This window comes from Pseudomonas sp. SCB32 (assembly GCF_009189165.1).
Lineage (GTDB): Bacteria > Pseudomonadota > Gammaproteobacteria > Pseudomonadales > Pseudomonadaceae > Pseudomonas.
In genome coordinates, this window is record NZ_CP045118.1 from 3,219,234 (window position 1) to 3,243,964 (window position 24,731).

Annotated in this window: 21 protein-coding genes; 6 read left to right on the top strand and 15 right to left on the bottom strand. The window is 66.1% G+C overall.

From position 1 onward, the window contains the following. Window position 1: 1 nt before the first annotated feature. Window positions 2-1,123, bottom strand: coding sequence for an ABC transporter substrate-binding protein (locus GA645_RS14865; RefSeq protein ID WP_152223783.1), 1,122 nt, complete (start codon window positions 1,121-1,123; stop codon window positions 2-4). 39 nt (window positions 1,124-1,162) lie between these two features. Continuing rightward, window positions 1,163-2,242 carry an ABC transporter ATP-binding protein gene (locus tag GA645_RS14870; protein ID WP_152223784.1) on the bottom strand — a complete coding sequence of 360 codons (1,080 nt, stop codon included), beginning with the start codon at window positions 2,240-2,242 and terminating at the stop codon, window positions 1,163-1,165. A gap of 131 nt (window positions 2,243-2,373) precedes the next feature. Here GA645_RS14870 and GA645_RS14875 point away from each other — a divergent pair, with 131 nt between their 5' ends. Next, window positions 2,374-3,267 carry a LysR substrate-binding domain-containing protein gene (locus GA645_RS14875; protein ID WP_152223785.1) on the top strand — a complete coding sequence of 298 codons (894 nt, stop codon included), beginning with the start codon at window positions 2,374-2,376 and terminating at the stop codon, window positions 3,265-3,267. Between the two features lie 267 nt (window positions 3,268-3,534). Here GA645_RS14875 and GA645_RS14880 read toward each other — a convergent pair whose 3' ends face one another. From GA645_RS14880 to GA645_RS14900, 5 genes are all read right to left on the bottom strand, one after another. Beyond that, the gene (locus GA645_RS14880) at window positions 3,535-5,970 is read right to left on the bottom strand and encodes an RND family transporter (RefSeq protein WP_152223786.1); all 2,436 of its coding nucleotides are present in this window, start codon (window positions 5,968-5,970) and stop codon (window positions 3,535-3,537) included. Between the two features lie 23 nt (window positions 5,971-5,993). Then, on the bottom strand, window positions 5,994-7,058 hold the full coding sequence (locus GA645_RS14885; RefSeq protein ID WP_152223787.1) for a YCF48-related protein: 1,065 nt from the start codon (window positions 7,056-7,058) through the stop codon (window positions 5,994-5,996). Window positions 7,059-7,120: 62 nt separating this feature from the next. Continuing rightward, entirely contained in the window at window positions 7,121-8,479 is a 1,359-nt protein-coding gene (locus GA645_RS14890) for a DUF1329 domain-containing protein (protein WP_152223788.1), read from the bottom strand. Between the two features lie 41 nt (window positions 8,480-8,520). Next, a complete protein-coding gene (locus GA645_RS14895) occupies window positions 8,521-10,365 on the bottom strand; it encodes a DUF1302 domain-containing protein (protein ID WP_152223789.1) in 1,845 nt (614 codons plus the stop codon). 134 nt (window positions 10,366-10,499) lie between these two features. After that, window positions 10,500-11,063, bottom strand: coding sequence for an alpha/beta hydrolase (locus GA645_RS14900; RefSeq protein ID WP_256675927.1), 564 nt, complete (start codon window positions 11,061-11,063; stop codon window positions 10,500-10,502). A 355-nt stretch (window positions 11,064-11,418) separates the two neighbouring features. Here GA645_RS14900 and GA645_RS14905 point away from each other — a divergent pair, with 355 nt between their 5' ends. Continuing rightward, on the top strand, window positions 11,419-12,423 hold the full coding sequence (locus tag GA645_RS14905) for an AraC family transcriptional regulator (RefSeq protein ID WP_152228119.1): 1,005 nt from the start codon (window positions 11,419-11,421) through the stop codon (window positions 12,421-12,423). Between the two features lie 989 nt (window positions 12,424-13,412). Here the strand turns inward: GA645_RS14905 and GA645_RS14910 are convergent. From GA645_RS14910 to GA645_RS14940, 7 genes are all read right to left on the bottom strand, one after another. Then, window positions 13,413-14,423, bottom strand: a complete 1,011-nt coding sequence (locus GA645_RS14910) for a YeiH family protein (protein WP_152223791.1) — start codon at window positions 14,421-14,423, stop codon at window positions 13,413-13,415. Continuing rightward, window positions 14,420-14,755 carry a Rieske (2Fe-2S) protein gene (locus GA645_RS14915; RefSeq protein ID WP_152223792.1) on the bottom strand — a complete coding sequence of 112 codons (336 nt, stop codon included), beginning with the start codon at window positions 14,753-14,755 and terminating at the stop codon, window positions 14,420-14,422. The genes GA645_RS14910 and GA645_RS14915 overlap by 4 nt, the downstream gene beginning before the upstream one ends. After that, window positions 14,752-15,414 (bottom strand): DsbA family protein, encoded by a 663-nt coding sequence (locus tag GA645_RS14920; RefSeq protein WP_152223793.1) that lies wholly within the window; start codon window positions 15,412-15,414, stop codon window positions 14,752-14,754. Before GA645_RS14920 ends, GA645_RS14915 begins: the two co-directional genes overlap by 4 nt. Then, on the bottom strand, window positions 15,411-16,700 hold the full coding sequence (locus GA645_RS14925) for an MFS transporter (RefSeq protein ID WP_152223794.1): 1,290 nt from the start codon (window positions 16,698-16,700) through the stop codon (window positions 15,411-15,413). The genes GA645_RS14920 and GA645_RS14925 overlap by 4 nt, the downstream gene beginning before the upstream one ends. A 105-nt stretch (window positions 16,701-16,805) precedes the next feature. After that, window positions 16,806-17,858, bottom strand: a complete 1,053-nt coding sequence (locus tag GA645_RS14930) for a 3-keto-5-aminohexanoate cleavage protein (protein WP_152223795.1) — start codon at window positions 17,856-17,858, stop codon at window positions 16,806-16,808. Window positions 17,859-17,900: 42 nt separating this feature from the next. Then, entirely contained in the window at window positions 17,901-18,749 is an 849-nt protein-coding gene (locus GA645_RS14935) for a TauD/TfdA family dioxygenase (RefSeq protein ID WP_152223796.1), read from the bottom strand. An 11-nt stretch (window positions 18,750-18,760) separates the two neighbouring features. Then, complete coding sequence (locus GA645_RS14940) at window positions 18,761-19,741, bottom strand: quinone oxidoreductase (RefSeq protein WP_152223797.1); 981 nt, start codon at window positions 19,739-19,741, stop codon at window positions 18,761-18,763. Between the two features lie 209 nt (window positions 19,742-19,950). On the opposite strand from GA645_RS14940, the gene GA645_RS14945 reads away from it, so the two are divergent. After that, window positions 19,951-20,142, top strand: coding sequence for a hypothetical protein (locus tag GA645_RS14945; protein WP_152223798.1), 192 nt, complete (start codon window positions 19,951-19,953; stop codon window positions 20,140-20,142). A 237-nt stretch (window positions 20,143-20,379) separates the two neighbouring features. On the opposite strand, the gene GA645_RS14950 is transcribed toward GA645_RS14945, so the two are convergent. Next, on the bottom strand, window positions 20,380-20,619 hold the full coding sequence (locus GA645_RS14950) for a hypothetical protein (RefSeq protein ID WP_152223799.1): 240 nt from the start codon (window positions 20,617-20,619) through the stop codon (window positions 20,380-20,382). 180 nt (window positions 20,620-20,799) lie between these two features. On the opposite strand from GA645_RS14950, the gene GA645_RS14955 reads away from it, so the two are divergent. The 3 genes from GA645_RS14955 to GA645_RS14965 are packed head-to-tail and all read left to right on the top strand — an operon-like array spanning window position 20,800 to window position 24,730. Next, a complete protein-coding gene (locus GA645_RS14955) occupies window positions 20,800-21,801 on the top strand; it encodes an HlyD family efflux transporter periplasmic adaptor subunit (protein WP_152223800.1) in 1,002 nt (333 codons plus the stop codon). Next, complete coding sequence (locus GA645_RS14960) at window positions 21,801-23,603, top strand: ATP-binding cassette domain-containing protein (protein ID WP_152223801.1); 1,803 nt, start codon at window positions 21,801-21,803, stop codon at window positions 23,601-23,603. Before GA645_RS14955 ends, GA645_RS14960 begins: the two co-directional genes overlap by 1 nt. Continuing rightward, complete coding sequence (locus GA645_RS14965; protein ID WP_152223802.1) at window positions 23,600-24,730, top strand: ABC transporter permease; 1,131 nt, start codon at window positions 23,600-23,602, stop codon at window positions 24,728-24,730. The genes GA645_RS14960 and GA645_RS14965 overlap by 4 nt, the downstream gene beginning before the upstream one ends. Window position 24,731 lies beyond the last annotated feature (1 nt).

Genomic DNA, 24,731 nt, shown 5'->3' on the forward strand with positions numbered 1-24,731 from the left:
CTCAGCCACCGATCAGCGCCAGGTAGCGCTCCAGGGTTTTACCGTAGTGTTCGGCGTGCCACTTGTTGTTCAGCGACACCTGCTTCTTCAGGTTGTCCGGTGCGGTGGGGTTGATCGCCTGCAGTTGGGCAGTGAGCAGGTCGTTGGCCGCAAGGTTCACCGGGCCCATGTTGTAGACCTCCATGAGCTTGGCCTGCACCTCGGGACGCAGCGCGTAGGCGATGAAGTCCATGGCCGCCTTGGCGCCTGCCGGGTTGCTCTTGGGCACCATCCACACCGAGGGCGAGACGATGCCGCCGTCGAAGCTCCAGTCGATCTTGCCGGCGCTGTCGTTCTTCACCAGCTCCGCGCGGGTGTGCCACATCTGCGCCATGCTCACCTCGCCGTCGCGGATCAGCTGCTGCGACTCGGCGCCGGTGGACCAGTGGGTGGCGATGTGCGGCAGCAGCTGCTCGATCTTGCGCAGCGCGCGGTCCACGTCCAGCGGGTAGAGCTGCTCCGGCGGTACGCCATCGGCCAGCAGCGCGCATTCGAGGTTGGCGCTCATCCACTTGTAGAGGGTGCGCTTGCCCGGGTACTTCTTCACGTCCCAGAAGTCAGCCCAGGACTTGGGCGGGTTCTTGCCGAACTGCTCGTGGTCGTAGCCGATCACGTAGCTGTAGGTGTAGTTGGCGAGGCCGAAATCATGTACGTCGCCGTAGCCGATCAGCGACTTGTCGACGATGCCGTAGTCGATGGGGGTGAGGAACTTGTCCTTGCCCAGCCGGTAGGACGAGTACATCTCGCCGTCGCACACGTCCCAGCGCACCGCGCCGCTGCTCACCTGGGTCTTCAGCGCGCCCTCGGTGGGGCCGCTGCCGTCCACTTTCAGGGTCAGCCCGGAGGTCTGGTCGAAGCCGCCGAAGCTCTTCTCGAAGGCCGGCACCGCATCGCCGCCCCAGTTGGCCAGCACCAGGCTGCCGCCCGCGGCGAAGGCCCGGCCACCGCTACCGAAAGGCAGCGCACTGGCGGCGGCGAGCAGCAGCAGACTGCGGTTGAAATCGCGGCGGCTGATGCCGGCGCGCTCGCCCTTTTCGGCGGCGATTTCGATGGCATCTTCGATGAAGCCCTGGCGTTCTTTCATGTAATTGCTCCCCGATCGTTTGTTTTCGTTATGGGTTTGTCAGGCGGACAACAGGTGGCAGTGCTGCGGTGACCAGCTGCACCAGTAGCGCTGGCCGCTGCGCAGGCTACCCAGCAGCGGGTGCGATACCGGCAGGCGCAGGTCGAGGCGATCGCCCTGTTCCAGAGTCAGTTCGAGGTTGACGTGGGCGCCCTGGTAAGTGGCCGGGCCCGCGGTGGCGCAGAGGCCGTTGTCGCGGCCAGCGTCCTGCAGCGGACGCAGGTCGATGTGCTCCGGGCGCACCGCCAGCCAGCTCTTGCCGCCCTGGCTGGCATTGGCCGTATTGGCCACGCGCAGGTGCTGGCCACGGAAATCGCAGAGCGTCGCTTCGGCCTCACGCCCCACCACGCCAACTTCCAACAGGTTGGTGTCGCCGAGGAAGTTGGCGACGAAGCGGCTGGCCGGACGCTCGTAGACCTCGCGCGGCGTGCCGACCTGCTCCAGGCGGCCCTTGTTGAACACCGCGATGCGGTCGGACAGCGCCAGGGCTTCTTCCTGGTCGTGGGTGACGAAGACGAAAGTGGTGCCGAAATCCTTGTGCATGCGCGCCAGCTCGCCCTGCATTTCCTGGCGCAGGCGGCGGTCGAGGGCGGACAGCGGTTCGTCGAGCAGCAAGAGCTTGGGTTTGAACACCAGCGCACGGGCCAGGGCCACACGTTGCTGCTGGCCGCCGGACAGCTGGGCGATGCCGCGATTGCCCATGCCGGCCAGGCCGACGCGCTCCAGCACCTCGGCCACCCGGCGCTCGACCTCCGCGCCCGGCACCTTGCGGATGCGCAGCGGGTAGGCGACGTTCTGCGCCACGCTCATGTGCGGGAACAGCGCGTAGCCCTGGAACACCACGCCGAATTCACGCTGGTCCGGCGACAGCTGGGTGATGTCGCGACCGTCCTGCTCGATGCGCCCTTCGCTGGGCTCGACGAAGCCGGCGAGCATCATCAGCGTGGTGCTTTTACCCGAGCCGGATGGACCCAGGAGCGTGAGGAATTCTCCCTGGCGGATGCTCAGGCTGAGGTCGCTCAGGACCTGCAGGTTGCCGTAGCGCTTGCCCAGGCCGAGCAAGTCGACGAAATGCTGCATGGCGGATCTCCAGCCGTTTTTTCTTGTTGATCGGTGTTGGCTTGGGCTCATCTTCTGTGCAAATTTAACTAACGACAATTCAATAGATTTCCACCTGAATCGTTAGTCAAATTCACCAAAGAAGGTCCTTCATGGGTCAGAACAGTGCGTTTCGCATGCCCTCGCTCATCGCCCTGCGCGCTTTCGAGGCGCTGGTCCGCCAGGGCAGCATCAGCCGCGCGGCGCTGGAGCTGCACGTCACCCACGGGGCGGTCAGCCACCAGGTGAAGAAGCTCGAGGAAGAACTGGGCATGGCGCTGGTGGAGCGCCAGGGCAAGGGCGTCAAGCTGACCGCGGCCGGGCGTCAGTTGAGCCAGCAGATCAGCAGCGCCTTCGACCAGTTGCGCGACATCCGCCGCACCTTGCCCACCGAAGAACCCGCCGGCGAATTGCGCATCGCCTGCGCCCCGGCGCTGCTGGCGCGGGTGTCATCGCTGCTGGAGAAATTCCTGCGCAACTATCAGGAAGTCGCCCTGCACCTGCTGCCGATCAGTAGCGATCTCGGCGACGTGGACATGGTGATTTCCTTCGGCGAGACGCATATCGAGGGCCAACGCTTCGCCGCGCTGGGCGACATCCGCTACTTCCCGGTGTGCAGCCCGCGTCTGCTCAACACCCAGGAACACCTGCGCAAACCCCGCGATCTGGCGCGCCAGGTGCTGCTGCACGAGGACGACGGCTTCGACTGGAGCCGCTACTTCCTTGCCGCCGGCGTGCCCGGCCTGCAGGCACGGCAGAACGTGTTCCTGCCCGACGCCTACCTGACCATCCGCGCGGCCCTGGCCGGCGGCGGCGTGACCATCAGCGACCACATCCTGGCCGGCGAGGAACTGCACCAGGGGCGCCTGGTGCGCCTGTTCGACATCGACTTCCCGGCGCCCCACCCCTACTTCCTGATCATCCCGCCCCATGGTCACCAGGCCCTGGCGCAGGAATTCGCCGACTGGCTGCTGCGCGAGCTGGAGGCGATTCCGGCGTTTGATTGAGAGGGTGTTGTCTGTTGCAGGAGCATCAGGAGGAACACATCTTACAAACTGAGTCCCCGCGTTCGCGGGGATGACGTGTGCAGAGGGCGATACATGACACCGTCACTCCCGCGAACGCGGGAGCCTAGAAGACAGTTGCTCCTACAAGAACAGCGCCGATGCGGACCGGCGGGAACGGGCCCTACCCGCAAACAGCAGGGTGCGGATTCAATCGCCGACGGAGTCCGCTCCTACGCAGGAACGAACTCCGATGAGCCGAGAGGTATCTCACCCCTTCCGCTCATTCAACAGGAAGTGCGACAGCGCCGGAATCAGCAACAGCGCACCCAGCATGTTCCAGAGGAACATGAAGGTCAGCAGGATGCCCATGTCGGCCTGGAACTTGATCGGCGACCAGGCCCAGGTGATCACCCCGGCGGCCAGGGTCACGCCCACCAGCGCCACTACCTTGCCGGTGAAGATCACCGCCTGCTGATAGGCCATCGCGAGCGGGAAGCCGGCACGCTGCAATTGCAACTGCACGCTGAGCAAGTACAGCGCATAGTCCACGCCGATCCCCACGCCCAGGGCGATCACCGGCAGCGTCGCCACCTTCACGCCGATGCCGAGGAACACCATCAGCGCCTCGCAGAGCATGGAGGTCAGCACCAGCGGCAGCATGGCCACCAGGGTCGCGCGCCAACTACGGAAGGTGATCAGGCAGAACAGGCTGACGGCGCCGTAGATGTACAGCAGCATGGTGCGGTTGGCCTGGTGCACCACGCTGTTGGTGGCGGCCTCGATACCGGCGCTGCCGGCGGCGAGGAGGAACTGGCGGTCCGGCGTGCTGTTGGCCTTGGCGAAGTCCTCGGCGATGCTCGTGACTTCTTCCAGGGTCTTGGCCTTGTGGTCCTTGAGGAAGGCGATCACCGGCATCACCGAGCACTCGGTGTTGAACAGCTCCGGGGTATTCACCGAAGCCTGCTGCGCCGAGTAGTTGAGCACGTCCTGGTTGCGCTGCAGGCTGGCAAACTTGGGGTTGCCCTCGTAGGTGCCGGCGGTGATCTGGCGCACCGCATCGGCCAGCGACACGGTGGCCTGTACGCCCGGATGCTGCTGCAGCGCCCAGCCCAGGCGGTCGGCGAGGATCAGCGTCTTGTAGTTCAGGCAGCCTTCGGCCGGGGTCTTCACCATCACCGCGAACAGGTCGCTGGACAGCGCGTAGTGGCTGGTGATGAAGGCGTTGTCGCGGTTGTAGCGCGAGTCGGCGCGCAGCTCCGGTGCGCCGGCATCGAGGTCGCCGATCTGCAGGTGCTGGCTGACCAGGTAGCTGCCGGCGCCAATCAGCGCGGCGCACCCCAGGGCGATGGTCGCCCAGCGGCGCTCGGTGAAGCGGTCGAGCAGGCTCCACAGCCGGCCCAGGCCCTGCTCGCGGGCTTCCTGCTGCTCCTCACGGAGGGCACGAGCGGCAGCGCGCGGGCTGACGCCGATGAAGGACAGCGCCACCGGCATCAGCAGCAGCGAGGTGAAGACCAGCACCGCCACGCCAATGCTCGCGGTGATCGCCAGCGCCTTGATCACCGGGATGTCGATCAGCATCAGCACGCCGAAGCCCACTGCGTCGCAGAGCAGCGCGCTGACCCCGGCCAGGAACAGGCGGCGGAAGGTGTTGCGCGCGGCCACCAGGCGATGGGTGCCACGGCCGATGTCCTGCATGATGCCGTTCATCTTCTGCGTGGCGTGGGACACGCCGATGGCGAAGATCAGGAACGGCACCAGGATCGAGTACGGGTCCAGCGCGTAGCCCAGCCAGGCGATCAGGCCCAGCTGCCAGATCACCGCCAGCAGCGAGCAGACGATCACCAGCAGGCTGCTGCGCAGGCAGCGGGTGTAGAGCAGGATGATGACGAAGGCCGAGACCACCGCCAGGCCGAAGAACATCATCACCCGGACCAGGCCATCGATCAGGTCGCCGACCAGCTTGGCGAAGCCGATCACGTGGATGCGGACGTTACCCTTGCCCGGCTCGCCGGCATCGAAGGCGCGCTGGTCACCCTGGTATTCGTACTTCAGGCGCAGCGCGTCGAGCTGATGGGAGAACTGCTGGTAGTCGATGCCCTTGCCGGTGGCCGAATCGTGGTCCAGCAGCGGCACCACCAGCATGCTCGAACGGAAATCATTGGCCACCAGGCTGCCGACGATGCCGGCGCGGGCGATGTTCTGGCGCAGGCGCGCAATGCTCGCGGCGTCGCCGGCGTAGCCGTCGGGCATCACCGGGCCGCCCTGGAAGCCCTCCTCGGTGACTTCGGTCCAGCGCACCGCCGGCGACCACAGCGATTTCATCCAGGCGCGGTCGACGCCGGGGCTGAGGAACAGCTGGTCGTTGATCTGCTTGAGGGTGTCCAGGTAGGCCGGGTCGAAGATGTCCTCGCCACGGCTCTCCACCACCACCCGCACCGAGTTGCCCAGGCCCCGCAGCGCCCCGCGATTGTCCAGGTAGTTGCGGATGTAGGGATGGCTCTGCGGGATCATCTTCTCGAAGCTGGGCTTGATCTCCAGGCGGGTCACGGCCATCCAGCCGAGCAGCAGCGTGACCAGGGCGATCAGGCCGATGAACAGGAGCCGGTGGTTGAACACCAGGCGCTCCAGCGGGCTGCCGCTGTGCGCGTCGAAGTCCCGCAGATCGCTGATGACGGGCATCTGCCCTTGCTTGAGGTCGACCATAGTAGGCTGTCTCTTCTTTTTTCTTATTGGGAGAGCGGCAGCGCGCTGCGCTGCAGGCCGCGGTTGCCCACCAGCAGCAGACTGTCGCCGCTGACCAGGGCACCACTGACCGGCGTGCGCTGGGCCAGGGCCAGCGTTTTGAAGGAGGCGCCGTCGTCACGGCTGACCAGCCCCTGGCCGGCCTGGCTGAACAGGTAGAGGCCGCCATCGGCGCCCTCGCTGGCCGCCGTCAGGCTGACCGGCAGGCCGGTGTTTATCTCGCTCCAGTTCAACCCGCCATCCACGCTGCGCACCGCATTGCCGCGCAGTCCGTAGGCGAACAGGAGGCCGGGCTTGCCGAGCAGGCCGAAGAAGGTGCCCTTGTACGGCGAGTTCAGCGCGACGAAGCGCTGTGCCTGGTGATCGAGCTTGAGCAGCAGGCCCTGCTCGCCAACGATGAACAGGTCGTCGCCCACCGCCGAAATGGCGGTCAGGTGCAGCGATTGCGGGTTTTCGATGCGGTGGTTCCAGGGCTCCCAGCTGTGCCCGCCATCGGTGGTGTGCAGGATCAGGTTGAAGGCACCGATCACGAAACCCTCCTGGGCATTGCGGAACCAGAGGTCCAGGAACGGCTTGTCCGCCCCCTCCTCCTTCATGCGCCGCGACTGCTCCAGCAGGGTTTCGTTATCCGCCTGGGGATTGGCCGTGTAGTAATCGAGCATCAGCTGGCCGATAGCCCGGCCGTCGAGCTGGCGGGTCCAGTGCGAGCCACCGTCGGCGCTGTGCAGCACCACGCCGTCGTGGCCCACCGCCCAGCCGTCGCGCGGCGTGGGGAAGCGCACGGCGGTGAGGTCGGAGCTGACCGGCACTTCGGCCTGCTGCCAGTCCCTGCCGTCGTTGTCGGAAAAGAGGATGTGTCCACGCTGGCCGACCACCACCAGGCGCTTGTCCGCGCGGGCGATGGCCGCCAGCGGGCTGTTCAGGGCAATCGCGGTGTGCTGCGCCGGTTGGTCCAGCACGTCGACGAATTCGCCGGCACCGGCGTGACCGGCGAGCAGCGCCAGTCCCAGCCCGGCGCTGGCCAGGGCGAGCTTGAAGGGAAATTGCATTCGGCTACCTCGATGGGAAAGGCGCGGCGGCCTCGTGAGCCGCCGCGACCGGGCTCGTCCTCTTAGCGGATGCCGCTGCCTGCAAGGGCTTCAGGCGACCACTGGGTGGCGGCCAGTGGGTCGATGTAGCTGATGCCGCCGTACGGACCGACGACGCCGTTGATGTTGTAGGAACCGGCGGTCAGGTCGTAGATCATGAACGGCGTGGCGTCCGGGATGCGCTTGTCGTAGCTCTGGCTGAGGAAGGCGAAGGAGCCGCGATAGAGCTGGCCACGGGCGTCATACTGGTCGGAGGCCAGGGCCACCCAGCTGTCCTCGTCGAGGTAGAAGCGGCGCTTGGCGTAGATGTGCCGCGCACCGGACTTCAGCGTACCTTCCACCACCCACACGCGGTGTTTCTCCCAGCGCACGTAATCCGGCGACAGGTGATTGGGCGTGACCACCGGCTTGATGTCGCTGGCGTAGGTCAGGCGGTAGGTGTTGTAGGGCACGATCAGTTCCTGCTTGCCCACCAGTTTCCAGTCGTAGCGGTCCAGCGCGCCGTTGAAGACGAACACGTCGTCGTAGGTGCCGGCGCCGGCCATGCCGGGGTTCGGGGTGTCGTAGGCCAGGTTCGGTGCCAGCTTCACACGGCGCTGGCCGGGCAGGTACTGCCAGGCGCGGCGCGGTTGCTGTAGCGGGTTTGCGGCGTCCTTGAGCATCATCGCCTCGCCAGCGCGACGGGCCGGGCCGCTGTAGTACAGCTTCATCTGGTAGTAGACCTCGGAGCCCTTCACCGGCTGGTTGAGGTTCTCGTAGATCGGGTAGTTGATGAACGCCTGGCCGGTGGTGGCGAGATTCGCACTGCCCGAGGAGTCGACGTTCCAGGAGTCGTACTTGGCCTTGATGTTCACCCCCTGGTAACGCAGCAGGAAGTTCCACATGGCCTCGGCGCCGGTCTTCGGAATCGGGAACGGCACGCCTGGCAGCGCGTTGTCGATGGCGGTGCCGCCTTCGAGCGACTGGGTGGCGACGGCGTTCTTCCTGCTGTTCTCCAGCACCGCATCCGGCAGCGCGGCGCTGCGGTGGGTCGGGTAGATGTCGACGCGGAAGCTCGGGTAGCGCTTGGCCAGTTCGACGGTGGTGGCGGTCAGCTGGCTCTTGTACTGGTCGACGTTCTTGCCGTCGATCACCAGCACCGGCTTCTCACCGGCGAAAGGGTCCGGGCGCATGCTGTCGCCGGCCTTGAAGCCTGCCGGGGCACTGGTCAGGCCGCCGCTATAGGCGGGAATCGAACCATCGCTGCTGGCGGCCTTTTCGGCACCGACCAGGGTCAGGGTAGAGCCGAGTTGGGCGGCATCCTGGGGCGAGACGGCGGCCTGGGCCGCGCCACACAGAGCCAGGCCAAGGGCCGTGGCGATCAGGGTAGGCTTGAAGTTCATGCTGTTTTTCTCCTGCTCCGGGTAAGGAGCCTGGGGTGAAATCAGAAGGTCGCCTTGAGGGACGCGGTCACCATGCCGCGGTCCTTCAGCAGGGGGGCGAGGCCGCCCTGCGAGGTGATCTGTCCGGGGATGCACTGGTACTGCCCGTTAGCCCCGGGGGTGTTGTTGTCGTGCCCGCTTTCGCAGGTATCGAAGGGACCGAACGCGTCGACGTACTTCAGATCGAAGCGGTATTGCTGGTGGAAGTCCGCGGCCACGCCGACCGAGTAGCTGCCCGCATCCTCGTTGCCGCCCAATTGCACCGCCGAGTTGCCGTGCAGGCCGACGTTGTAGGCCAGCGGCATGGACAGGTCGACGCCGGGGAAGGCCTGGTACCAGGTCGGGGTGAAGTTGGCGGACATGGCGTAGGCATTGGGGGTGACCTTGTCCACACCGCGGTAGCTGGAGTCACCCTTGAAGGTCTGCTCACCTTCGGTGACCTGGATCAGGTGCGTCAGGGTGCCTTCCACCGCCAGCGACGAGGCGTCCCACAGCGGGGTGGCACCGAAGGTCACCAGGCCGTTGAGTACGACGTGGAAGGTACGGCCGCGGGCCAGGCCCGTGTCGCCGCTGCTGGGCACCGAACCGATCAGGTTGGCGCCGTTGATCAGCCCTTTTTGCGCTGCGCTGTAGAGCGTCGAGTTGACGGTGGTGAAGTTGCTCGCCAGCGGCATGTTCTCGCGGTAGTTCAGGTCCATGCCGACGCTCACCCCGGCGACTTCCTTCGACAGGCTGATGCCGTAGATGTCGATGTCATCGGCGTAGGCCGTGAAGTAATTCATGCCCTGCAGGCCGGCGAGACCGGCCTTCTGCATGTTCGGCGCCTCCACCAGCACCGCCGGCAGAGTGTCGGAGGTCTTGCGGTAGTAGAAGCCCAGGGTGCCGTCGAGCCACTCCGGGCTCCACTTGGCCATCAGGCCATAGTCGCCGGTGTTGCTCGGCTCGCGGTCATGCCCGCGCGGGGCGCCGTAGAAGGCATTGAGCGAGGGCAGCGGCAGCCAGAAGACGTTGCCGCCGTCGTTGAGCATGTCGTAGGGGCCCATGTAGGTGCCGCCTTCGGGGAAGCGCGAATTCTGGAACTCGAGGAAGTACTGCGCGGCCAGGGTCAGCTCGGGGTTCACCGTCAGCGAGGCGGACAGCTGGTTGCGCGGCATGAACAGCTCTTTCGCCTCGGTGCCCGGCACGTTGTACAGCTTGCCCAGGTCCAGGGCCGACTGGCCGTAGTTGATGCCGTTGGCGGCGCTGAACAGGGTCTCGCCCCAGTAGACGGTGTGGCGACCGAGCTTGCCGCTGAGCTGCATATCGTCACCGACCTGGTGGCTGGCGAAGACGAAGGCGTCCAGCAGTTCGCCTGAGGGACCGTTGTAGTAGCGGTCGGCGAAGGTGCTCAGGCCGTGGGTCGAGGACTGGGCACCGCGCGGTGCGATCACCGTGCCGTTGGCGCTGACCAGATGGCCAGCGTTGCCCTTCTGGCCGGGGAAGGGATTATCGGAGCCGACATCGTCGTAGGCATGGTCGTACCAGCCGGCGGCGCTGACGCGGAAGCCCATGGTGTCGCGGTAGACGAAGTCCAACTCGCTGAGCAGGTCGAAGCGCTGGGTCACCGGGCTGCCGGCAGAGAAGTTGCGATCACCGTCGTTGGTGTTGGCGGTGCCGGCGATCTTGCTGTTGGCCGATTCCACCCGCTGCCCGTAGCTGAGCTTGACGGTGTTGTCGAAGCGTACGGCGATGTCCGGATTGCCGGTGTTCAGTTCGAACGCCTGGGCCGTGGTGCCGCCGAAGGCGCTGATGATTGCCGTAGCGAGCAGGCAGCGGCGCAGCCGCGGTGAGTTGCTCTGGTAGTGCATGCGTGTGCTCCATTTCTTGTTGTTATCGAGACGCTATCCGGGTCCGTCATGCGGCCCTTGCCCACGCCGCTTTCAGGGCGAACGGGGGCCATACCCCGGCGCCAGGCGCCGGAGCATGAATTTCCTTGCAGGTATCAGCGATCCAGCATGTGGACCAGGGCATCCCCTTCGGGCCAGTCGCCGAAGCCGGAGGCAGGGTTCATGTGGCCGACGCGGCCCAGCTCCACTACGCTCGCGCCCCAGGCGCTGGCCATGCGCTGCACGGCTTCTGGCGAGGCGAGCGGATCGTTTTCGCTGGCCGCCACCAGGCAGGGGAACGGCAAGGGCTGCTGCGGCAGCGGTGCCCAGCCACGCTCGGCGAGGTTCGCCGGGCTCGGGTAGTGCTCCGGCCATTGGCCTTCGAGGTCCGGCGGGGTCACCAGCAGCGCGCCCTTGATCAGGCGGTTGTGGCGGGCTGCCCAGTGCGCCACCATCAGGGTGCCGGCGCTGTGGGCGACCAGGATCACCGGACCTTCGATCTGCGCCAGCTCGTGCTGGATGGCCGCGACGCGGGCATCGAGATCGAGCTTGTCCTCGGTCAGCGGTGGCACGCTGCGAGCATTGGGCAGGCGGGCCTGAAGATGGGTCTGCCAATGTTCGGCCACGTGATCGCGCAGGCCGGGAACGATGAGGACGGTGGTGGAGTTGTTGTGTTTCACCGGGTCACCTTTCAACTTTTCGAACTTGTTGGACAAGACAGTAGAGGCAGCCCGGCTACGCTGCTTTGCATAGAACGTCAGGCACTTCGCAATTGATGACAGCACAGACGCCATCCGGCACTCTGTGCCTAGGCCAGATCCCACGTATTGCGCGAGCTAGGGCCCTTCGATGGGTGTCGATGGCGCTGGCCGATATGCAAAACTTCGTACACGCTTTACTGAACTCGCCGATACACTCTGTCGTCATCGAACAAGCCAAACGCGCTCCGGTGATGGATCGGCACCTGTCATTTCGTGACAGACACCCGCAGCGTGACGCAGCCACAAGAACAAGAAGGCGATCGGCATGACCCCAATGGTTCGTATTGCGGCACTGACCAACTACCTTGAGGTGGCGCGCCACTTCGGGCTCAACCCCCAGCAACAGCTCAGCCAGGCGGGCCTCAGCCTGTCCATGCTGGAGCACCCCGAGCAGCGCGTGCCCATCACCCCGGTGGTAAGCCTGCTGGAAGAATCGGCCCGCGCGTGCGGCTGCGAGACCTTCGGCCTGCGCATGGCCGAATCCCGCCAGCTCGCAGATTTCGGCGTGATCAGTCTGCTGATCACCCACCAGGCGACCCTGCGCGAAGCCATCGATACCATCGTCCAGTACCGCCACCTGATCAATGAATCGCTGGCCCTGTACGTGGACCAGGAAGGCAAGACCGCGATCCTGCGCGAAGAGATCATCACCGTGCCGCCGATGCCCATGCGCCAGGGCATCGAACTGGCCATCGGCACGCTCTACCGCCTCTGCGCCGCCCTCCTCGGCCCGCACTGGCGGCCGATGAGCGTCAACCTCAGCCACGACGCGCCAGCCGACCTGCAGGTGCACAAGCGCCTGTTCGGCTGCAAGGTGGAGTTCGGCAGCGAGTTCAATGGCATCGTGATCCCGGCAGCCGACCTCGACGCCTCCAACCCCATGGCCGACCCGGCCATGGCCCGCCACGCGCGCAGCTTCGTCGACTCACTGCCCGGCGCCACCGACGGCAGCACCCTGAACGAGGTGCGCAAGGCCATCTACCTGCTGCTGCCCATGGGCCGCGCCACCATCGAACAGATCGCCCAGTCCCTGGGACTGAACGTGCGCACCCTGCAGCGGCGCCTGGAAGAGAACGGCGTGACCTTCTCCGACCTGATCAACGAAGTGCGCCGGGAGCTGGTGCTGCGCTACATGGAGAACCCGCGCTACTCGCTCAGCCGGATTGCCGATCTGCTCGGGTATGGGATGCCCAGTTCGTTCACCCGCTGGTTCACCATTCAGTACGGCATGTCGCCGGCGGCCTGGCGGCGGGACCATATGGGGCGGGAGTCGGAGTGAGGTTTCGCTCGGTTGAGCTTCTGTAGGAGCGGACTTTGTCCGTGATGCTGACAACAGCTAAAGCGTTATCCGCTGTCCTGTTCTGTGTTTCTGCGCCGCTTCGGTGTGGGCTGAGAGATTTTGTGTCGCCCCCTCGGGCGAGTCCCTTTTGTCAAACGTCGGATAGCCGCCCTCACAAAAGGAACCAAAAAGTCTCGTCCCGGCATCCGGGTCTTCGCTTCGCTCAGACTTCCCTCCTTCCGGTATCGCTCCGAGGGTCGGCGTAGAAGGGCCATCCCTGGCCCTCTACGCCTCTCGCGGCATCCATGCCGCTCGCCCCTCTGCGCAATACCTCCACTCGGCCTCCTGACGGGACTCTGCGCGCGCCTGCGACTTTGGCTGCTTTATGTTGGATTGCTCTTCGTAGGATGGCGTAGAGCGAAGCGAAACCCATCATGGCGGATAACGCTGCGCGTTATTCACCCTACAGGTGTTCATCCTGCAACGTGGGTGCTGTGACAAGCCTTCGCGGACAAGGTCCGCTCCTACGGGAGCACAGCTCCGCTCTGGCTCTGGCTCTGGCTTTAAAGACTTCCAGAGAAACCTCCGCACGCACCGGAGCGCCCCTTCAGGAGGCCGAGTGGAATCGGAGTTTCAGGGGTTGAGCGGCATGGATGCCGCGAGAGCGTCGTTGGGCCATGGATGGCCCGTCGACGCGGGCCCCTGAAACTTCGATGGAGCGAGGGGAGTCCCGCGAAGCGGGACCCGGATGATGGGGCACAGACCTTTGCCTACTTTGGGTGGGGCGGCCATCCGTCGTTTGCCAAAGTAGGTCGCCCGAGGGGGCGAAACAAAAGACATCCGAGCACGCCGAAGCGGCGCAGAAACACCCAGCCAAAAAACCAAAAACATCGCGGACGGAGTCCGCTCCTACGAGAGCCGATCCCTGCGTAGGAGCGGACTCCGTCCGCGATTGGCGCCAATAAGGCGCAATGACCTGCGCCAGCCGATCAACCCGCCAGGCGCAACATCCCCAACACCAACACCGCCAGGAACACCGTCTCCCCCACCATCAGCAGGATCGGCTTGATCCCCACCGTGGCCAGGGCGCGTAGCTGGGTCTTCATACCCAGCGCGGCGATGGCGATCACCAGGCACCACTGCGACAGCTTGCTGCCCGCCTGCTGCACCACCGGCGCCAGGACGCCGGTGCTGTTGACCGCCGCCAGCAGCACGAAGCCCACCGCGAACCAGGGCAACAGCGGCGGACGCTTGTCGCCCGGCTCGACGCCCCGGGCGCGGGTGATCATCGCCGCGCAGAGGATCACCGGCAGCAGCATGGCCACGCGCATCAGCTTGACCACCGTGGCGCTGTCGCCGACTTCCGGCGAGATGCTGTAGCCGGCGCCGACCACCTGGGCCACGTCGTGGATGGTGCCGCCCAGGAAGATCCCCGCCTGCAACGGCGGCAAGCCCAGGGCATGGACGATCATCGGATAGAGGATCATCGCCAGGGTCGAGAGCGCCGAAACGCCGAGCACGGTGAACAGCGTGGCTTTCTCTTTCTGCGTGTGGGCCGGCAGCGCCGCCGCCAGGGCCAGGGCCGCCGACGCGCCGCAGATGGCCGTGGCGCCGCCGGTGAGCAGCCCGAAGAGGAAGTTGAAGCCCATGGCGCGAGCGGCAGCGATGGAAACCAGGATGGTCACCGTCACCAGCACCACGACCATGACCACCGGCTGCCAGCCGAGCTCCGCGATCTGCCCGAAGGTGATGCGGATGCCCAGCAATGCCACGCCCAGGCGCAGGATCTCGCGGGCGGTGAACTCGATGCCGGCCTTGCACACGCTGTCGGTGGCGAGGAAGTTCAGCGCCAGGCCCAGCAGCAGCGCGAACAACATCACCGGGGCGCCGTAGTGCTCGGAGAGGAAGGTCGCCGCGGCGGCGACCATGGCACTTACCAGCAGGCCCGGCAACAAGGTGCGGCTGCGGGTGCCAAGTGCGGAAATGACAGCGGTGCTCATGCGGAAACTCCCTCGGCGATGGTCTCGTCGAGCAGCAGGTAGCACTCGTTGGCGCGCCACTCGATGGGGTAGCGGCGTACGCCGAAGCCCTTGAGACCCGCCGGGCAGCCCGTGTCCAGGTTGAACTTCAGCCCGTGCGCCGGGCACTGCAGCCAGCGGCCGTCCAGGCGACCGGTGAACAGCGACGCTCCGCCATGGGGGCAGCGGTCATCGACGGCGTACAGGCAGCCCTCGACATCGAACAACAGGACAATGCCGTTCTTGTGGTGAACCAGCGAGCGCCCGCCGCGTGCCGGCAGCCGATCGGTCGGAATGTGCAGCTCGCCACTCATGCCGACAGCGCCTCCTGCCGATCGAACGCCCGCAGCAAGGCCACGAGCAGTTGCTCCGGGCTCTGTCCGCCGAGGGCGAAGGCACGCCCGTCGAGCAGGAACAGCGGCACGCTGGAGTCGGCCAGGCCTACGCGGCGGCCGATGAACGCCCGCGCACCGTCGGCCAGGGCAGCCTCGAACTCCTCGGGAATGTAGTCGCAGGCGCGCAGCAGGCGCTGCAGGGTGTCGCGCTGGCCGATATCCTCGCCGAGCTGGAAGTGCGCGCGGAACAGCAGTTCCAGCAGGCGCTCAAGCTGCGCCTGGCTGCCCAGCTGGGCGGCGCGCTGGAACACCCGGTGGGCGTAGGTGGTATTGGGCATGCTGCGGATAAGTTCGAAATCGATCTCCACCCCAGCCAGGCGTGCGGCGTCGCGCACCTCCATCTGGCGCGCCCGCACCGCCCGCTTGCCGCCGAGGCGACGCTGGTAGAACGCAGCGAAGGGTTCGCCCTCCATCGGCACCTGGGGCAGCAACTGCAAGCCCAGCCAGTTCACCCGCACGTCCAGTTCCGGACGCTGCCGGGCCAGCTGGCGTAGCGCGGCGTCGAGATTGCGCTTGCCGATCAGGCACCAGGGGCAGATGAAGTCGAAGGTCATGTCCAGGTTCAGCGTCGGCATCATGCGCCCTTCTCCTCGCCGCGCAGGCGGCAGATATCACTGTGGTAGTGGCGCCGGGCATAGATGAACACCAGCGCGGCGAAGATGCTCAGCAGCGGGACGATCTGGAACGCACGGTCCAGTCCCACGGCGTCGGCCAGCACGCCAGTGAGCAGCGGGCCGGGTGCCAGGCCCAGCAGGTTATTGGCCAGGGTCAGGGTGGCGAAAGCGGTGCCGTGCACGGCCGGGCTGGTGAGGTTGGCCACCATGGCGCCGGAGGGCCCGGAGGTGCCGCCAGTCACCAGCATGCCAAGGGCGAGCAGGCTCAGCTGCATCGCGCCCGGCGGCAGGTGGAAGGCCACCGAGAGCAGCAGACAGCTGACCAGGCAGAAGCCGATGGCAAGGGCGATCTTGCGCGGCGGATTGGCACGCCCCAGGCGGTCGCAGAGGATGCCGCAAAGCACCATGCCGGTGCCGCCCACCAGCACGATCACCGCCGAGATCAACCCGGCCTTGTCGGTAGGCAGGTGGTAGTAGCGGTTCAGGTAGCTGGGAATCCACACCATCACGGCGGCGGCAACGAACAGCTGCAGGCCGCTGCCCAGGTAGGCGGCGACCACCGAACGACTGCCGAACAGGCTGCGCAGCGAACGCCCTCCGGCCTGGCGTGGCGCCTCGGCGGCGGCTACCGGGGCGATGCGCTTCTCGCTCACCACCAACGGATAGAGCAGTGCCAGCAACAGGCCGAACAGCGCCATGCCGGCAAAGGCCCAGCGCCACCCCAGGTGAGCGGCGAGCACGCCGCCCAGGCCCATGCCCAGCACCGAGCCGAACATGCCGCCGGCCATGAAGGCGCCGGTCAGGGTGGAGCGCAGATGCGCGGGGAATACCGAAATCACCACGGCGATGCCGACGCTGCCGTAGGCCGCCTCGCCAACGCCGACGAAGAAGCGCGCGGCGAACATCTGCGGGAAGGTCTGCGCCAGCGCGCAGCCCAGGGTCGCCAGGCTCCAGAGCATGGCCATCAGCGACAGGCTGCGCACCCGACCCCAGCGGTCGGCGAGCAGCGAAAGGGGGAAGGTCAGCAGGCCGACCATGACGGCGACGATGCCGCTGAGCAGCCCAAGCTTGGCGTCGCTCAGGGCCCATTCGCTCTTGATCAGCGGGAAGACCGCGTTGAGCACCTGGCGCGACATGTAATCGGAAATCAGCAGGCCGAAGGTCAGGGCGAAGACTACCCAGGCATAACGACGCGGCACGCTGGGCGTGGTGGCAGGAATGTCGCCCAGGGCGACGGAGTGGATGGCCATGACGCTACCTCTCCAGGCGAGTAATCGGGTTCTTGTTGTTCTTCTGGGGTAAAAGCCGGTGCGGGTTACTGGCAGAACCCGCACCGCCCACTACTTAAGAGCAGGTCACGCGCGAAGCGGGACGGACTTCTGGCCCGGCTGGCGGTTGGGTGCCATGCCGTTCATGCGCAGGGTTTCTTCGATGCTGTCGTACTGCACGCCGATCTTGTAGATGGCGCGGGCTTCCTTGCCGCTGGCGACCTCGCGGCCCAGCTCATGGGCGACGCGGACGCACTGCTGGATCTGCTCCACCGAGGTCATGCGCTGGCCGTGCTGGCCAATGATGGTGTCCTCGATGCCGCAACGCGGGTGCAGGCCCATGGCCATCGCCATCATATTGAACGGCAGCACGTTCTTGAGCAGCGACTCGGCGGTAACCGTGGCGCCATCCGGTGCGCGGTGCACGAAGTTCATGAAGTTGAACGGATTGGGACCGTCGAATCCGCCGCCGATGCCGATCCAGGTCAGGTTCAGCGGGCCACGGTAGACGCCCTTGCGCACCAGGCGCTCTAGGGTTTCCAGGGCATGCATGCCGGTCAGCTGGAAGTGCGGCTGGATGTTGGCCGCCTGCAGGCGCTTGAGGTGCTCCTCGACCCAGGCCGGGCCGGCCGGCACGGTCATTTCGCTGTAGGCCGCCTGGTAGAGCGGGTTCTCCAGGGAAGTACCCTTCAGGTACTCCGGATAGAGCAGCTCCATGATGTTCATCTGGGTGGTGTTGATCGCCACCGTCACCTGGTCGGGCTTCGGGGTCAGCTCGGCGAGCATGTGGCGGGTGTCGTCGGACAGCCACTTGGCCGCCTCGCCTTCATCTTCCGGGGCGAAGGAAATCGAGCCGCCGACCTGGATGATCATGTCCGGTACGGCTTCGCGCACGCCGGCGATCAGTTCGTTGAACTTGGACAGGCGCTTGGAGCCCTTGCCATCCAGCTCACGTACGTGCAGGTGCAGCACGGTGGCGCCGGCTTCATAGCAGTCCACGGCCTTCTGGACCTGTTCGTCCATGGTCACCGGGATGTCTTCAGGGAAATCCTCGGGCATCCACTCGGGGCCATAGGGGGCGGTGGTGATGACTACCTTGTCCTGGTTTTCCGGGTGCAGGGAATCGTCGAAAAATTGCATGTCAGTCTCCGTAGATTGTTCTTGTAGAGTCTTTTTCGAGGATCAGAACGGCTTGTCGCCGATGATTCCGGCGCGCTCCATGCGGCGCACGCACGGCGGGTAGTCCATCACCGCGTAATGCTGGGTACTGCGGTTGTCCCAGATCGCCACGCTGTTCTTCTTCCAGCGCCAGCGCACCTGGTACTCGGGGATGTACACCTGGCTCACCAGATAGCGCAGCAGGTCCAGCGCGCCGGGGTTGGCGTCCTGGCCGAAGCGCACGTTCTGCGCGGTGTGGTAGTTGGTGAAGTGGGTGGTGAAGGCGTTGACGAACAGCACCTTCTCGCCCGTCTCCGGATGGGTGCGCACCACCGGGTGCTCGGCGTCCGGGTACAGGGCCTTGAGCGCCAGGCGCTTGTCGATCGGCATCGCCGCGCCAAAGCTCGCCTCGATGCTGTGACGGGCACGCAGCTCGGCGATCTTCGCCTTGATCTCGGCCGGCAGGTTCTCGTAGGCCAGCACCATGTTCGCCCACATGGTGTCGCCACCCACCGGCGGGCACTCCACGCAGCGCAGCACGCAGCCCATGGGCGGAGCTTCGCGCCAGGTGGCGTCGGTGTGCCAGGCGTTCTCGTAGCGGTCGTTGGGCAGGTCCGGGGTCTTGTAGATCCGCACCAGGCCCGGGTGCTCGGGGTCGCTGCCAGCCACCGGGTGGTCCTCCAGCTCGCCGAAACGGCGAGCGAAGGCCACGTGGTCCGCGCGGCTGATGTCCTGGTCGCGCAGGAACAGCACCTTGTGCTTCAGCAGCAGGCTGCGCATCTCGTCGAACAGTGCATCGTCACGGGCGGCATCGCCCAGGTTCACGCCGGAAACTTCAGCGCCGATGCTGCAAGTCAGTTGCTCCACGTGCATGACGAGTCACCTCAGATGACGAAGATCGACGAGCCGGTGGTTTTGCGCGACTCCAGATCGCGGTGGGCCTGCACGGCATCTTCCAGCGCATAGTGCTGGTTGATCTCGATGCGGATATCGCCATTGCCGACGTGGGTGAACAGCTCATCCAGCAGCGCGGCCTTCTCCGCCGGGTCGGCGATGTAGTCGGCCAGCGCCGGGCGGGTGAGGAAGATCGAACCCTTCATTGCCAGCAGGACCGGGTCGAACGGCGGGATCGGTCCGGACGCGGTGCCGACGCAAACCATCAGGCCACGGCGTTTGAGCGAGTCCAGGGAGGACATGAAGGTGTCCTTGCCGACGCTGTCGAACACCACGTCCACGCCACGGCCATCGGTCAGCTCGCGCACCCGCTTGGCAACGTCCTCGCGGCTGTAGTCGATGACATCCGAACAGCCATGGGCCAGTGCGACCTGGGCCTTGGCTTCGCTGGAAACGGTGCCGATCACGCGCAGGCCGAGCAAACGCGCCCACTGCGAGACGATCAGGCCCACGCCACCGGCCGCGGCGTGCAGCAGGATGCTGTCACCGGGCTTGAAGTCGTGGATGCGACGCATCAGGTAGGCCGAGGTCAGACCGCGCATGGTCATCGCCGCGGCGGTCTCGAAGGCGATGCTTTCGGGCAGTCGGATCAGCGGTGCGGCGGGCACCAGGCGCTCGGTGCTGTAGGCGCCCAGGGTATTGATGAAGCCGGTATAGGTGACCCGGTCGCCCGGTACGACGTTGTTCACGCCCTCACCCACCGCCACCACCACCCCGGCGGCCTCCACGCCCATACCGCTGGGCAGGGGCACCGCGTAGGTACCATTACGGAAGTAGGTGTCCGCGTAGTTCAGCCCTACGGCGACGTGGCGCAGGCGAACCTGCCCCGGGCCGGGATCGCCGACCTCCACGTCCTCGTAACGCAGGACTTCGGGACCCCCTGTTTCATAGAAACGAACGGCTTTGGCCATGCCGGATTCTCCAGTCAGTCTTGTTTTTTTTAAAGGGCGGATGCCCGTGGATTGGACTCTAGGGAGGGGGCCGGACAGCCGCTTCACATCGAACGACAGGGGCTTTTCATTTCGTGACAGGGAGGCTGCGCCGTTCGTCAGGCACGCGTAGCTACGGGCGCCAAGGCGCGTTCACTGGAGGGTGGAACAGCCAATGGGAGGATGCGGACATGCCCAGATTCATCGCCGTGCTGCTGGCGGGCTTACTGGCCTTCGCCCTGGGCGGCTCATCCTGTAACGGCTACAGCGCGCCCAGCGAGCAGCATGCCGCCCCGCCAACGCAGCCGCGGATGTCGGACGACATCAATATCGGCTACCAGGGGGTTGCGCCGCCGCAGACGCAGGCCATTCCCCGGCGTTGACGGAGGCGCCTGTCGGCGCTGATCGCGGACGAAGTCCGCCCCTACGGGTTAAAGGACTCTGTCCGCGATTCACCGGTAACGCCGGCGCCAGACAGACTCGCGCCTCGGTCACAGGAGTGTTGGACCGTTCGAGAGCAAGCGCGCTCCTACGACCAGACCAGTCCTCTGCGCCAAGGCCGGGGTCGGAGCGCCAGCGCATCCGGGCCAAACGGCGTAGAACGCGGAGCGTAATACGCCCTACGGGTGCCTCATCAGGTGGGTGCCGAGGATCAGCCGCGACGCCACCATTGCCAGCAGCCCGAGCGCCACGAAGAGAACGATGGTCGCGATGCCCTCGCGGCGCGCCAGGAAGTCCGTGAGCGCGGCCAGGCCGATGGCCAGGACGAACATCACCATGCCGAACCACTGCATGAGCTCGGCGCGACGGTGCCAGGGGGACTGTTTGACCGCGTGAAGACTCTCGATTTCGTCGTTCATGACAGCGCTCCCGTTGCGGTTGCCTCTCCACGCTAACAGCAATCCCCGCCCACGGCGGCGCAACTGACGAAACGATGGCCTGGAACCCCTCTGCGACGCGTCGTAGCAGCCATTTTGCTGCTCTGGAGGTGAATATCTGGCTATCCTTCACCGGGCTGTCACGAAACAGGGAAGGACTACATGCCGAAGAAGCTGTTGCTGGTCGTCATTCTGGCGCTGTTGCTGGGAGGCGGGTCATGGTGGTACCTGCACTCCCGCGAAAGCGGAGACAAGGGACTGGTGCTCTACGGCAATGTCGATATCCGCCAGGTTTCGCTGGCCTTCATCGGTAGCGAGCGCATAGCCAGGATGAACGTCGACGAAGGCGACCAGGTGAAAGCCGGCGACGTGCTGGCCAGCCTCGACACCCGCACCCTGAGCCTGCAGATCGACAAGGCCCGGGCGCAGATCGCCGCCCAGGAACAGAACCTGCTGCGCCTGAAGAACGGCTCGCGCCCCGAGGACATTGACCGGGCCCGCGCCCAGGACCAGGCCGCCCGCGCCCAGCTCGACCTCGCCAACACCCAGCTGCGCCGCCTGCAGAATATCCGCGCCAACAGCCCCGGTGGCCGCGCCGTGAGCCAGCAGGACATCGACAGCGCCACCTCGCAGCAGAAGGTCGCCCAGGCCCAGCTGGAAGACCGCCAGAAATCCTTGCGCCTGGCGCAGATCGGACCGCGTACGGAAGACATCGCCCAGGCCGAGGCGCAGCTCGCCGCCGCCCGCGCCGATCTCGCCCTGCTGCAGCACAACCTCGACGAGGCCGACCTCAAGGCACCGCAGAACGCCACCGTGCGCTCGCGCCTGCTGGAGCCCGGCGACATGGCCTCGCCGCAGCGCCCGGTGTACTCCCTGGCGCTGACCGACCCGAAATGGATTCGCGCCTACGTCAGTGAAATCAACCTGGGGCGGATCAAACCGGGCATGAAGGCCCAGGTGTTCACCGACAGCCACCCCGACCAGGCCATCGACGGCCACATCGGCTACATCTCCTCGGTCGCCGAGTTCACCCCCAAATCGGTACAGACCGAGGAGCTGCGCACCAGCCTGGTCTACGAGGTGCGGGTACTGGTGGCCGACCCCGACAACCGCCTGCGCCTGGGCATGCCCGCCACGGTACGCTTCGCCGACGAGCCGCGCTGATGGCCACGACTCAGGGAGTCCGCAACGAAAGCCCGGTCATCCGCGCCGAAGGCCTGGCCAAGCAGTTCCTGGTAAAGGCGTCGGGCAAGACGATGCAGGCGCTCAAGGACATCTCGCTGGACATCCCGCGCGGCCAGCTCACCGCCCTGGTCGGCCCCGACGGCGCCGGCAAGACCACCTTCCTGCGCCTGGTCGCCGGGCTCCTGCAGGCCGACGCCGGCAGCCTGACGGTGCTGGACCTGGACGTCCACGCCCATCCGCAGCAGGTGCAGGATCGCATCAGCTACATGCCCCAACGCTTCGGTCTCTACGAAGACCTCAGCGTGCAGGAGAACCTCGACCTCTACGCCGACCTCCATGGCGTGCCACACCAACAGCGGGTGGAACGCTACCGGCGCCTGCTGGAGATGACCGACCTGGCGCGCTTCACCGAGCGCCCCGCAGGCAAGCTTTCCGGCGGCATGAAGCAGAAGCTGGGCCTGGCCTGCACCCTGGTGCGCTCGCCGGATTTGCTGCTGCTCGACGAGCCCACGGTGGGCGTCGACCCGCTGTCGCGCCGCGAGCTGTGGGAGATCATCCAACAGCTGATCGAACAGGAACAGCTCAGCGTGCTGGTCTCCACCTCTTACATGGACGAGGCCGAGCGCTGCGCCGAAGTCTTCCTGCTGCACCAGGGCCAGCTGATGGCCAAGGGCGACCCGGCATCGATCCGCGAGCACGCCGACAACCTCTGCTTCATCGCCACGCCGCCACCCGGTGAGCCGGCGCGCACCCTGCAGGCGCGCCTGCTGGAGGATCATCACAACGTCGTCGACGCCGTGCCGCAGTCCGGCGAAGTGCGTTTCATCCGCCAACCGGGTGCGGACCAGGGCAAGCTCGACCAACTGCTCGACGGCGCCCCGGTGCGCCAGGTGGACGCGCGCCTGGAGGACGGCTTCATGTTCCTGCTACGCGCCCGCAGCGACGCCGAGGCGGTGGACATGGAATCGCTCAAGACCGGCACGCAGCGCCACGAAGACGGCGACGAGCCAGTGATCGAAGTGAAGGAACTGGTGCGCAAGTTCGGCGACTTCACCGCCGTAGCCAGTACCAGCTTCAGCGTGCACCGGGGGGAAATCTTCGGCCTGCTCGGGCCCAACGGCGCCGGCAAGACCACCACCTTCCGCATGCTCTGCGGGCTGCTGCCGGCCACCAGCGGCACCCTGCAGGTGGCCGGGGTCAACCTGCGCCACGCGCGGGCCCAAGCGCGGCGCAAGGTCGGCTACGTGTCGCAGAAGTTCTCCCTCTACGGCAACCTTTCGGTGGCGGAGAACCTGCGCTTTTTCGGCGGCGCCTACGGCCTGGGCGGCAAGCGCCTGAGCCAGCGGATGGACGCGGTATCCCGACAGTTCGACCTGACCGGCCAGGAAGACGCCCCCAGCGGCCAGCTGCCCGGCGGGTTCAAGCAACGCCTGGCCATGGCGGTCGGCCTGCTGCACGAACCGGAAATCCTCTTCCTCGACGAACCCACCAGCGGCGCCGACCCCCTCGCCCGCCGGGGCTTCTGGCAGCGCATCACGGCGCTGGCGGCGTCCGGCACCACCATCATCATCACTACTCACTTCATGGAAGAAGCCGAGTACTGCGACCGCATCGTCATCCAGGACGCCGGCAGGCTGCTGGCCATGGGCACCCCGCAGGAAGTGCGCGAGCAGGCCGGCGGCAAGGGCAGTACGCTGAACATGGAGCAGGCGTTCATCGAGATAGTCGAAACCAACCGTCTCGAGAGCAGCCGCGAACAGGCCAGGGCGGGCTCGGCATGAGTGCCGGCGGCTTCTGGCGGCGCCTCGCCTCGCTGACCCGCAAGGAAGTGCGGCAACTGGTGCGCGACCGCAGCAACCTGCTGATCGGCATCGGCCTACCCATCGCACTGATCCTGATCTTCGGCTACGGGCTGTCGCTGGATGTGAAGCGCGCCATCGTCGCCATCGTCCTCGACGACCCCTCGCCGATTGCCCGCGACGTGGCCGCCAGCATCAGCCGTACCGACTATCTGTTACCGCATCACGTGCGCTCCCTCGCCGAGGGCGAAGCACTGATGAAGGCCCGCGAGGTGGACGCTCTGGTGCAGGTGCCCTCAGACTTCACCCGCCGTCTCAGCGACGGCAACGCGCAGATCCAGGTACTGGTGCAGGGCTCGGACGCCACCCGCGCCGCCAGCGTCGCCACCTACGTCGGCAGCGCCCTGGCCGGCTGGGGCGAGAAGCAGGCCGACCGCAGCGCCGGCCCACAGGCCCAGGGCGGCGCCGTCACCATCGTCCAGCGCATGTGGTTCAACGCCGCCAACACCAGCACCTGGTACCTGGTGCCGGGGCTGATCGTACTGATCATGACCCTGGTCGGCGCCTTCCTCACCGCCCTGGTGATGGCCCGCGAATGGGAGCGCGGCACCCTCGAGGCGCTGTTCGTCACCCCGGTGCGGCCGGTGGAAATCCTCCTGGCGAAGATCATCCCCTGCTTCGGCATCGGCATGATCGGCCTCGCGCTGTGCCTGATCGCCGCGCGCCTGCTGTTCGACGTGCCGCTGTACGGCTCCTTCTTCGTACTGCTGGTCGCCTCCATGCTCTACATGCTGGTGGCGCTGGGTATCGGCCTGCTGATCTCGGCGATCACCAAGAACCAGTTCCTCGCCAGCCAGATCGCCCTGCTCGCCAGCTTCCTTCCGGCCATGATGCTTTCGGGCTTCATCTTCGACCTGCGCAACGTGCCCACCGCCATCCGCGTGGTCGGCGACCTGCTGCCGGCGACCTACTTCATGGAACTGGTGAAATCCCTGTTCCTGGCCGGCAACTTCTGGCCGATGATCCTCAAGGACTGCGCCATCCTCGCCGCCTACGCCGTGGTCCTGCTGGGCCTGGCGCGGCTGGTGACGCGCAAGCGACTGGACTAGA

What these genes read in the sequence shown, in the direction of transcription:
- GA645_RS14865 (WP_152223783.1), bottom strand. Translation starts at nt 1,123, where the DNA reads ATGAAAGAACGCCAGGGCTTCATCGAAGATGCCATCGAAATCGCCGCC.
- GA645_RS14870 (WP_152223784.1), bottom strand. Translation starts at nt 2,242, where the DNA reads ATGCAGCATTTCGTCGACTTGCTCGGCCTGGGCAAGCGCTACGGCAAC.
- GA645_RS14875 (WP_152223785.1), top strand. Translation starts at nt 2,374, where the DNA reads ATGGGTCAGAACAGTGCGTTTCGCATGCCCTCGCTCATCGCCCTGCGC.
- GA645_RS14880 (WP_152223786.1), bottom strand. Translation starts at nt 5,970, where the DNA reads ATGGTCGACCTCAAGCAAGGGCAGATGCCCGTCATCAGCGATCTGCGG.
- GA645_RS14885 (WP_152223787.1), bottom strand. Translation starts at nt 7,058, where the DNA reads ATGCAATTTCCCTTCAAGCTCGCCCTGGCCAGCGCCGGGCTGGGACTG.
- GA645_RS14890 (WP_152223788.1), bottom strand. Translation starts at nt 8,479, where the DNA reads ATGAACTTCAAGCCTACCCTGATCGCCACGGCCCTTGGCCTGGCTCTG.
- GA645_RS14895 (WP_152223789.1), bottom strand. Translation starts at nt 10,365, where the DNA reads ATGCACTACCAGAGCAACTCACCGCGGCTGCGCCGCTGCCTGCTCGCT.
- GA645_RS14905 (WP_152228119.1), top strand. Translation starts at nt 11,419, where the DNA reads ATGGTTCGTATTGCGGCACTGACCAACTACCTTGAGGTGGCGCGCCAC.
- GA645_RS14910 (WP_152223791.1), bottom strand. Translation starts at nt 14,423, where the DNA reads ATGAGCACCGCTGTCATTTCCGCACTTGGCACCCGCAGCCGCACCTTG.
- GA645_RS14915 (WP_152223792.1), bottom strand. Translation starts at nt 14,755, where the DNA reads ATGAGTGGCGAGCTGCACATTCCGACCGATCGGCTGCCGGCACGCGGC.
- GA645_RS14920 (WP_152223793.1), bottom strand. Translation starts at nt 15,414, where the DNA reads ATGATGCCGACGCTGAACCTGGACATGACCTTCGACTTCATCTGCCCC.
- GA645_RS14925 (WP_152223794.1), bottom strand. Translation starts at nt 16,700, where the DNA reads ATGGCCATCCACTCCGTCGCCCTGGGCGACATTCCTGCCACCACGCCC.
- GA645_RS14930 (WP_152223795.1), bottom strand. Translation starts at nt 17,858, where the DNA reads ATGCAATTTTTCGACGATTCCCTGCACCCGGAAAACCAGGACAAGGTA.
- GA645_RS14935 (WP_152223796.1), bottom strand. Translation starts at nt 18,749, where the DNA reads ATGCACGTGGAGCAACTGACTTGCAGCATCGGCGCTGAAGTTTCCGGC.
- GA645_RS14940 (WP_152223797.1), bottom strand. Translation starts at nt 19,741, where the DNA reads ATGGCCAAAGCCGTTCGTTTCTATGAAACAGGGGGTCCCGAAGTCCTG.
- GA645_RS14945 (WP_152223798.1), top strand. Translation starts at nt 19,951, where the DNA reads ATGCCCAGATTCATCGCCGTGCTGCTGGCGGGCTTACTGGCCTTCGCC.
- GA645_RS14950 (WP_152223799.1), bottom strand. Translation starts at nt 20,619, where the DNA reads ATGAACGACGAAATCGAGAGTCTTCACGCGGTCAAACAGTCCCCCTGG.
- GA645_RS14955 (WP_152223800.1), top strand. Translation starts at nt 20,800, where the DNA reads ATGCCGAAGAAGCTGTTGCTGGTCGTCATTCTGGCGCTGTTGCTGGGA.
- GA645_RS14960 (WP_152223801.1), top strand. Translation starts at nt 21,801, where the DNA reads ATGGCCACGACTCAGGGAGTCCGCAACGAAAGCCCGGTCATCCGCGCC.
- GA645_RS14965 (WP_152223802.1), top strand. Translation starts at nt 23,600, where the DNA reads ATGAGTGCCGGCGGCTTCTGGCGGCGCCTCGCCTCGCTGACCCGCAAG.